Source organism: Erwinia sp., assembly GCF_031978025.1.
GTDB lineage: Bacteria > Pseudomonadota > Gammaproteobacteria > Enterobacterales > Enterobacteriaceae > Erwinia.
This window is the reverse complement of the sequence record NZ_DALZCD010000185.1, coordinates 1-8,705: the sequence shown is the minus strand read 5'-3', so window position 1 is coordinate 8,705 and position 8,705 is coordinate 1. Positions and strand designations below refer to the sequence as shown.

10 protein-coding genes are annotated in these 8,705 nt (G+C 56.9%); 5 read left to right on the top strand and 5 right to left on the bottom strand.

What is annotated here, in order from left to right; all coding sequences use genetic code 11:
* Together bcp and RTK32_RS14750 are read right to left on the bottom strand one after the other, a co-directional pair.
* Positions 1–392: thioredoxin-dependent thiol peroxidase (bcp, locus tag RTK32_RS14755; protein ID WP_312045274.1), on the bottom strand; the 392-nt coding region annotated here is incomplete at its 3' end.
* Between the two features lie 13 nt (positions 393–405).
* Positions 406–963, bottom strand: coding sequence for a glycine cleavage system transcriptional repressor (locus RTK32_RS14750; RefSeq protein ID WP_312045272.1), 558 nt, complete (start codon positions 961–963; stop codon positions 406–408).
* 158 nt (positions 964–1,121) lie between these two features.
* On the opposite strand from RTK32_RS14750, the gene dapA reads away from it, so the two are divergent.
* From dapA to RTK32_RS14725, 5 genes are all read left to right on the top strand, one after another.
* On the top strand, positions 1,122–2,000 hold the full coding sequence (gene dapA, locus RTK32_RS14745; protein ID WP_312045270.1) for a 4-hydroxy-tetrahydrodipicolinate synthase: 879 nt from the start codon (positions 1,122–1,124) through the stop codon (positions 1,998–2,000).
* A gap of 15 nt (positions 2,001–2,015) precedes the next feature.
* Positions 2,016–3,047 carry an outer membrane protein assembly factor BamC gene (gene bamC / locus RTK32_RS14740; protein ID WP_312045268.1) on the top strand — a complete coding sequence of 344 codons (1,032 nt, stop codon included), beginning with the start codon at positions 2,016–2,018 and terminating at the stop codon, positions 3,045–3,047.
* Positions 3,048–3,210: 163 nt separating this feature from the next.
* Positions 3,211–3,924, top strand: a complete 714-nt coding sequence (gene purC / locus RTK32_RS14735) for a phosphoribosylaminoimidazolesuccinocarboxamide synthase (protein ID WP_312045266.1) — start codon at positions 3,211–3,213, stop codon at positions 3,922–3,924.
* A 169-nt stretch (positions 3,925–4,093) separates the two neighbouring features.
* Complete coding sequence (locus RTK32_RS14730; RefSeq protein WP_312045264.1) at positions 4,094–4,954, top strand: neutral zinc metallopeptidase; 861 nt, start codon at positions 4,094–4,096, stop codon at positions 4,952–4,954.
* Between the two features lies 1 nt (position 4,955).
* Entirely contained in the window at positions 4,956–6,965 is a 2,010-nt protein-coding gene (locus RTK32_RS14725) for a tRNA(Met) cytidine acetyltransferase TmcA (RefSeq protein WP_409451103.1), read from the top strand.
* 33 nt (positions 6,966–6,998) lie between these two features.
* On the opposite strand, the gene RTK32_RS14720 is transcribed toward RTK32_RS14725, so the two are convergent.
* The 3 genes from RTK32_RS14720 to RTK32_RS14710 are packed head-to-tail and all read right to left on the bottom strand — an operon-like array spanning position 6,999 to position 8,686.
* Entirely contained in the window at positions 6,999–7,187 is a 189-nt protein-coding gene (locus tag RTK32_RS14720) for a YpfN family protein (RefSeq protein WP_312045262.1), read from the bottom strand.
* A gap of 9 nt (positions 7,188–7,196) precedes the next feature.
* A complete protein-coding gene (gene dapE / locus RTK32_RS14715) occupies positions 7,197–8,324 on the bottom strand; it encodes a succinyl-diaminopimelate desuccinylase (RefSeq protein WP_312045260.1) in 1,128 nt (375 codons plus the stop codon).
* Between the two features lie 2 nt (positions 8,325–8,326).
* A complete protein-coding gene (locus tag RTK32_RS14710; RefSeq protein WP_312045276.1) occupies positions 8,327–8,686 on the bottom strand; it encodes an ArsC family reductase in 360 nt (119 codons plus the stop codon).
* Positions 8,687–8,705 lie beyond the last annotated feature (19 nt).

The following is an 8,705-nucleotide window of genomic DNA, read 5'->3' as shown; positions in this document are numbered from 1 at the left end:
TGGCCGTCGGTACCAATCAGAAAGCTGATGCGGTGAATACCGTCATAGGTTTTGCCCATAAACGTTTTCTCGCCCCAAATGCCGAACTGCTCGCAAACCTGATGGTTTTCATCCGACAGCAGCGTGAAGTTCAGCAGCTCTTTCTCGACAAAACGAGACAGCTTTTCCTGTTTATCGGTGCTGATGCCCAGCACCTCCACGCCCGCTTTTTTCAACTCATCCATACTGTCGCGTAAACCGCATGCCTGTACGGTACAGCCCGGCGTCATGGCTTTCGGGTAAAAATAGACCAGCACGCGCTGTCCCTGGAAGTCGGTCAGGTTTACCAGCTCGCCATCCTGATCGGGCAAGCTAAAGGCGGGTGCGGGATCGCCGGCTTTCAGTGGATTCATCACTCTTCTCCGTTTATTCATCATGCTGTGGATACTGGACGACGCTAATAGTGCCCTGTGCCTTTAACTCTGTACAGAGGCCGTTAAACGCCTGCTCAATAATTGCAGCATCCTGACTGGCAGGACTGTGTGCGGTAATTTGAATATAGAGCAAGGACGGCTGATTTTCTGCCACGGGTTGCGTGCGTGAGACCAGTTCAGCAATATGCATCTGGTGGGAATCAAAAAGATCGGTAAATCTTTCGATAATATGTGCGGAGTCGATAACTTCAATCTGCACCCAAACGGTAGCGGGCATGGGCGGCCTCTCGCGAAACGTTGTCCGCTTCATCACGATCAGCAGTTCCAGCTCGGCGCCCTTTAGCGGCAGCGTTGATTCAATCAGGGCGATAGCGTTCCAGCTTCCTGAAAGCAGCATAATAAACGTGAACTCATCACCCAATATGGCCAGGCGGCTGTCTTCAATATTACAATCGCAGCTGCTGACATGACGGGTAATGGTATTAACAATCCCCGGTCGATCGACGCCCACGGCGGTAATAACGAGGTGATGTTGCTCTGACTGCGGCAAAATAATGCTTCCTGTACGTCTCAGTGATTAGCAATTGTGATAACTCTTAGGTAAACATAAAAAATACCCTGTGCCAAGGGGCCTGACGGGCTTGCCCGCTTGCTTTTCGTGGGCCGTCAAACGTACCATGAAGCACTTGTTTGTGGAGGGGATGGCTAATGTTTACGGGAAGTATTGTTGCGCTCGTTACGCCGATGGACGACAAAGGGTCGGTCTGTCGCGCAAGTCTGAAAAAACTGATTGATTATCATGTTGCCAGCGGAACAGCGGCAATTGTCTCCGTAGGAACAACGGGCGAGTCAGCCACATTAAGCCACGACGAGCATGGCGATGTGGTGATGCTGACGCTGGAACTGGCCGACGGCCGCATTCCCATCATTGCCGGTACCGGCGCTAACGCTACTGCAGAAGGTATTGCGCTGACGCATCGGTTTGAAAACAGCGGCGTGGTTGGCTGCCTTACCGTGACTCCCTACTACAACCGTCCTACTCAGGAAGGGTTGTACCAGCACTTTAAAGCCATCGCCGAAAGCACCGATCTTCCGCAAATGCTCTACAATGTGCCCTCGCGCACCGGTTGCGATATGCTGCCGGAAACCGTAGGCCGGCTGGCGAAGATTAAAAATATTATCGGAATCAAAGAAGCGACCGGGAACTTATCGCGGGTTAGTCAGATCCAAGAGCGGGTCGATGATGATTTTATTCTGGTCAGCGGTGACGATCTCTCCGCCCTCGACTTTATGCAGCTGGGCGGCAAGGGAGTGATCTCCGTGACGGCCAACATCGCCGCGCGCGAAATGGTGGAGCTTTGTGCGCTTGCGCAGCAGGGCAACTTCCGGGAAGCGCGCCGCCTTAACCAGCGTCTGATGCCTTTGCACCAGAAGCTATTTATTGAGCCTAATCCTGTCCCGGTAAAATGGGCGGCTAAAAAATTAGGATTAATTGCAACCGATACGCTGCGTCTACCGATGACGCCGATGACTGATGCCGGTCGTCCGGTTGTTGAGCAGGCACTGAAAGACGCAGGCCTGCTGTAAATTTAGGGAGAAGTAATGGCTTACTCAGTACAAAAGTCGGCAATCGCGAAAGTGGTTGGCCTGTCGCTGGTGATGTTGCTGGCGGCATGTTCGAGCGATCAGCGCTACAAGCGCCAGGTTAGCGGCGACGAATCTTACCTTCAGGCTGCGGATATTAATGAGCTGCACGCACCGGCCGGCACCATCCTGCCGCTGCAAAACGGCGATTTTGATATTCCTGCCGCCAGTGGCAAAGGGGCCGTCGGCAAGCAGCTGGACATTCGTCCGCCTGCCCAGCCGCTGGCGCTGATCAACGGTGCCCGCACCCAGTTTGCTGGCAACTCCGGCGTGCTGCTGGTGGATAACGCCAGCGGCGCATTGTGGCCGCAGGTGGTAACGGTAGTGCAGACGCGTAACTATCCTGTCGCCAGCAAAACCGACAGCAGCCAAACGCTGACCACCGACTGGGTGCAGTGGAACCGTGCTGATGAAGATCATCAGTATCGCGGCCGCTACCAGATAGCCGTGCAGCAGCAGGGCTATCAGCAGGCGCTGAGCGTGAAGCTACTGGAACTGGAGCAGGAAGGTAAAGCCGTTACTTCACCCGTCCAGCTACAGCGCTATACCGCGCAGATGCTGAACGAGCTGAGCGCCGGTCTGGATAAAATCGCCACGACTCGTGATGATGCGGCGGTGAAAGGCAGCACGGCACAAATCAACGTACAGAGCGGTGCCGACGACACTGGCCTGCCTACGTTGGTGGTGCGCGCGCCGTTTAACCTGGTGTGGGAGCGTCTGCCGGCCGCGCTGGAGCGCGTAGGGATGAAAATTACCGATCGCAACCGTCCGCAGGGTAGCCTGAACGTCACCTACAGCGCGCCTTCCAGCGACACCTGGGACAGTATCGGCGCGAAAGATCCGCAGCTGACCAACGGCAACTATAAGCTGCAGGTCGGCGATCTGGATAACCGCAGCAGCCTGCAGTTCCTGGATCCGAAAGGCCATGCGTTGACCCAGTCGCAAAATGATGCGCTGGTAGCCGTTTTCCAGGCGGCCTTTAACAAATAATTTATCGGCCGACCCCCGTCGGCCTTTTTTATTTGTTGCCGCGTAATCGATTGCTTCGGTTTTTTCGCGTCCGATCATACAATGGGCGCAACAGTTCATATCCGACCGGTTTCGACCTGTTCGCAGGCAAAAGCACCGGGCATTTCACGTTTGGAGTAAAGAGATGAAAAAGCAAGCTGAGTTGTATCGCGGCAAAGCGAAAACCGTTTACAGCACCGAAAATCCGGATCTGTTGGTACTCGAATTCCGCAACGATACATCAGCACTGGACGGTGAACGCATCGAACAGTTCGATCGCAAAGGGATGATTAATAATAAATTTAACCATTTTATTATGAGCAAGCTGGCGGAAGCGGGCATTCCTACCCAGATGGAGGCGCTGCTGTCGGACAACGAGGCACTGGTCAAAAAGCTGGAGATGGTGCCCGTAGAGTGCGTGGTGCGCAACCGCGCTGCCGGCTCGCTGGTGAAGCGTCTGGGCGTGGAAGAAGGCACGGTTTTACAGCCGCCGGTGTTCGATCTGTTTTTGAAAGACGATGCGCGGCACGATCCTATGATCAATGAATCCTACTGCGAAACTTTTGGCTGGGTAAGCAAAGAGAATCTGGCGCGTATGCGCGAGCTGACCTACAAGGCCAATGACGTCCTGAGCCAGCTTTTCTCTGATGCGGGTCTGATCCTGGTAGACTTCAAGCTGGAGTTCGGCCTGTTCCACGGCGAAGTCACCCTGGGCGACGAATTTTCGCCGGATGGCGCCCGCCTGTGGGACAAAGAAACGCTGAACAAAATGGACAAAGATCGTTATCGCCAAAGCCTTGGTGGCCTGATTGAAGCCTATGAAGAAGTCGCCAATCGTCTGGGCGTGAAGCTGGACTGATATGCCTGGCCGTGGTTTACCCCGCGGCCGCTTTTCCCCGTCTCTTCTGCTGCCCGCTTCCTGCATTCTGAAATCCTTTCCCGTTACGACCCGATAACCGCCGCAAGGCTGGTGTTAGCGGCTATGCACGACTAAAATCACTCCAACAGTTCATAATCCGAGGTAGTGTATGCGTTGGCAAGGGCGCCGTGAGAGCGACAATGTGGAAGATCGCCGTAACGAAACCGGTGGTAATACGATGGGCGTGGGGCGGATGCGCATCCCTCGCGGTAAAGGCGGTATTATTGTGCTGATTATCGTGATGATCGCAGGCTATTACGGCTACGATTTAACCCCTTTATTAACCGGTCAGTCGTCGACCCCGCTGTCTTCTCAGCAGCAGCGAAGTACACCGCAGCAGGATGAAGCGGCGAAATTTACCTCCGTGATGCTGGCCACCACGGAAGATACCTGGCAGAAAATCTTCGTAAAAATGAACAAAACCTATACGCCGCCGAAACTGGTGATGTATCGCGGGGCGACGCGTACCGGCTGCGGCACGGGACAATCCGTTATGGGGCCGTTCTACTGCCCGACCGACAGCACCGTTTATATCGATCTTTCGTTCTATGACGAAATGAAAAACAAGCTTGGTGCGGACGGCGACTTTGCTCAGGGCTACGTGGTAGCGCATGAAGTCGGCCATCACGTGCAGCATCTCCTTGGGATCGAACCCAAAGTTCGTCAGCTCCAGCAGCAGGGCGGTGAAAAGCAGGCGAATCAGCTTTCTGTGAAGCTGGAACTTCAGGCCGACTGCTTTGCCGGTGTCTGGGGACACTATATGCAGCAGGAAAACGTGCTGGAGCCGGGCGATTTGCAGGAGGCGCTAAACGCGGCCGAAGCGATCGGCGACGATCGTCTACAGCAGAAAAGTCAGGGACGCGTAGTGCCGGACAGCTTTACCCACGGCACCTCTCAGCAGCGCTATAGCTGGTTTAAAAAAGGGTTCGACAGCGGCAATCCTGGCCAGTGTGATACCTTCAGTGGCTGACCTGCGCGACGTTATTTCGCAAACGGAACAGCTACAGCAGCAGGGCATGCGCAGGCTGATGGTCATCAGCGGTGAAGCGGAATGGAGCCAGCAGCAGGCGCAGCAATGGATCTCCCTGCTGCCCGGCGACTGGCTGTGGCTTGGCGCCGCGCCGCAAAGTCCGCTGCACTGCGCGCCTGAAGCGGTGCGAACCCTGCTGGGGCAGGAATTTTTGCACGCCGTGTTTGATGCGCGTCACGGCTTCAACGCCGAGGCGCTGGCAGTACTGGCGGGCACGCTGAAAGCGGGAAGCTGGCTGCTGATGCTGGTGCCGGAATGGGCCAGCTGGGCGACGCAACCCGACAGAGATTCGCTGCGCTGGGGCGACACCCCCACACCAGTCGCCACCCCCAATTTTATCTCTCGCCTGCAAAAACTGATGCTGGACGACCCGCAGGTTGCACGTTTTTTTCAGCATCAGGCGCCCGTTCTGCCTGCGCCGCCGGTCGCGCCGCTGTGGCAGGCTGACGACGACACTGGACAGCAGGCTCTGCTCGAACGGCTGATGGTGGCACCGCCGGGGATCTATGTGGTCACCGCACCACGAGGGCGAGGCAAGTCTGCACTCGCCGGCTCGCTGGCCGCCCGCTGGCCGGGTCGTGCGCTGATTTCTGCACCGGCCAAAGCCGCAACGGACGTGCTGGCAAGATTTGCGGGCGACGCTTTTGATTTCATGGCGCCCGACAGGCTGCTGGCGCTCAGTCCACAGGCGCGCCCGCAGGATGTTGACTGGCTGCTGATTGATGAGGCAGCGGCTATTCCCGCCCCGATGCTGGCACAGCTGGTCAGGCTTTTTCCCCGTACGTTGTTAACCACCACCCTGCAGGGTTATGAAGGGACGGGACGCGGTTTTATGCTGAAATTCTGCGCCAGCCTGCCCAACGTGACGCTGTGCAGGCTGGATCGGCCTTTGCGCTGGTCACAGCACGATCCGCTGGAGCAGTTTATCGACCGTGCATTGCTGTTCAGCGAGGCGGAGCCTGAAGAGGTCAGCGCGCCGGTGCATTTTTGTTTTCCGCAGCAGGCGGAATGGCAGGATAAACCGGCAGTGCTGGAGGCCATCTATCAGCTGCTCGCCAGCGCGCACTACCGTACTTCGCCGCTCGATCTCCGGCGCATGATGGACGCGCCAGGGATGCGCTTCAGCGCCGCGCTTCAGGCTGATCGGGTTCAGGGCGCGCTCTGGCTGGTGGAAGAGGGAGGGTTAGCGGCAGAACTGGCGCAGGCGGTCTGGGCGGGACGGCGTCGCCCGGCGGGCAATCTGGTGGCGCAGTCGCTGGCCGCGCACGGTGGCTGGCCGGAAGCGGCGCAAATGCGCTCGCGTCGTATCAGCCGTATCGCTATTATGCCTGCGCTGCGGCGGCAGGGCATTGGCCGGGAGATGGTGCGCCAAAGCGTAAGTCAGGCACAAGGGCTGGACTTTTTTTCAGTTAGTTTCGGCTATACGCCCTCACTGTGGCATTTCTGGCAGGCCTGCGGGTTCCGGCTGGTGCGCCTGGGGACGCGAACGGAAGCCAGCAGCGGCTGCCATACCGCCATGGCGATACTGCCTTTAAGCGAGCAGGGACACGCGCTGGCAGACAGAGCGCAGCGTCGACTGGCGCGCGACTGGCGCTGGCTGCAGCCTTTTCTTCACGGCATCGAGCTGGATTTCCCAAATGCAGAAACCGCGGAACTGGACGAAGAAGACTGGCGCGAACTGGCGGGTTTTGTCTGGGCGCAGCGTCCGTTTGAAGCCGCTATCGGCGCGTTGGGCAGGCTGCTCAATAACGCTTTACAGCCGCTGCCGTTAGTAGAGGGCATATTAAAAGAAGGGCTGGCTCAGGCAGAGCTGGTCAGCCTGTCGGGGCTGTCGGGGCGTAAGGCACTGTTGCACGGCTGGCGGCAGGAAGCGGAACGGGCGCTGATCCTGCTGGATAATCAGCGGGCGGAGGCATGGCGGCTCAGGGTATCGGTAGCCGAGGTGCCCTGAGCAAAGTAAAACAGGGGCCGTCGCCCCTGTTGGTTACTTCTTCTCAGGCCAGTCGTCGTCATCGTCCCATTTATCGTTGAAGTCACGATGCGGCGGTAAATCCGGTTTGTTATCCATATATTTTTTATGGTCGATGCGCTTCAGATCTTTGTACACATTCATCAGAATGCCTACCATCAGCACGATACCTATCAACCACCAGTACTCTTTCAGCCATTCCATATTTGATCCTTACGCTAACAATTGTTCCATAATGCGCTGATACATCCGACTCAGCAGCTGGAGATCGGCGGCCTTAACGCACTCATTTATTTTGTGAATGGTGGCGTTGACCGGCCCTAACTCCACGACCTGCGCGCCCATACGGGCAATAAAGCGACCATCGGACGTGCCGCCAGTCGTCAGCAGCTGCGGCTCGATTTCATTATAGTGCTCAACGGCGTTTACCACCGCCTCGACCAGCTTGCCGGTGGAGGTTAAAAAAGGCTGGCCGGAAACGACCCAGTCGAGCGTATAACGCAGCTGATGGCGTTCCAGCAGTTCTTTGACGCGCTGCTTAATCATCGCGTCGGTCAGCTCGGTGCTGAAGCGAAAATTAAACTGCACGGAAAACTCGCCCGGAATGACGTTATTGCTGCCGGTCCCGGCCTGAACGTTAGCAATCTGCATGCTGGTTGGCGGGAAAAATTCGTTGCCCCGATCCCATTCCGTCGTCGCCAGCTCGTTCAGCGCAGGCAGCGCGCGATGGACTGGATTATCGGCAAGATGCGGATAGGCAACGTGGCCCTGTACGCCGTGAACGGTCAGGTTAGCGGTCATAGAACCGCGACGGCCGTTTTTCACCACGTCGCCCACGATTTCCGTGCTGGAAGGTTCGCCGACCAGGCAATAATCAAGGCGTTCATTGCGTGCCATCAGCGTCTCGACAACTTTAACCGTGCCGTTAACGGCGCTGGCTTCTTCATCCGACGTAATCAGGAAGGCCAGTCGGCCCTTGTGGCGCGGGTGGGCGGCGACAAAACGCTCGGCGGCGACAACCATGGCGGCCAGCGAGCCTTTCATATCTGCCGCGCCGCGCCCGAACAGCATGCCGTCGCGAATAGTAGGTTCGAACGGCGGGTTGATCCAGCGGTTGGCATCACCGGCGGGCACCACGTCGGTATGGCCAGCAAAGGCCAGCGTTTCGCCTTCACCACGCCAGGCCCAGAAGTTCTGCGTGTCGCCAATATTCATTAATTCAACGGTAAAGCCCAGCGCCTTAAGGCGCTCGATCATCAGAGCCTGACAACCGGCATCATCCGGACTGAGGGAAGGGCGACGAATAAGCTGCTGCGTCAGCTCAATGACCGGACAATACATAATCAGGACTTCTCCATGATAAAAGATGAGTAAGTGGTTTCATTAAAACCCAGCAGCATAGAGCCGTCTGCCCGGCAGAGCAATGGTCGTTTAATGATGGCCGGCTGTTGCAGCATCAGCTGCTGTGCGGCTGCGGCATTGTTTACGGCACTGCGCGTCGCTTCATCCAGTTTGCGCCAGGTCGTTCCGCGCGTGTTCAGCAAGGCTTCCCATCCGAGCGTGTCGCTGAAGCGCTGAAGTAAATCCGCATCCAGTCCGTCGACGCGATAGTCGTGAAACTGGTAAGCCACGCCGTTTGCTTCTAAATACTTTCGGGCCTTTTTTATGGTGTCGCAGTTTTTAATGCCGTAGATCGTCAGCATGGCGGGTTCCCTTCTATTT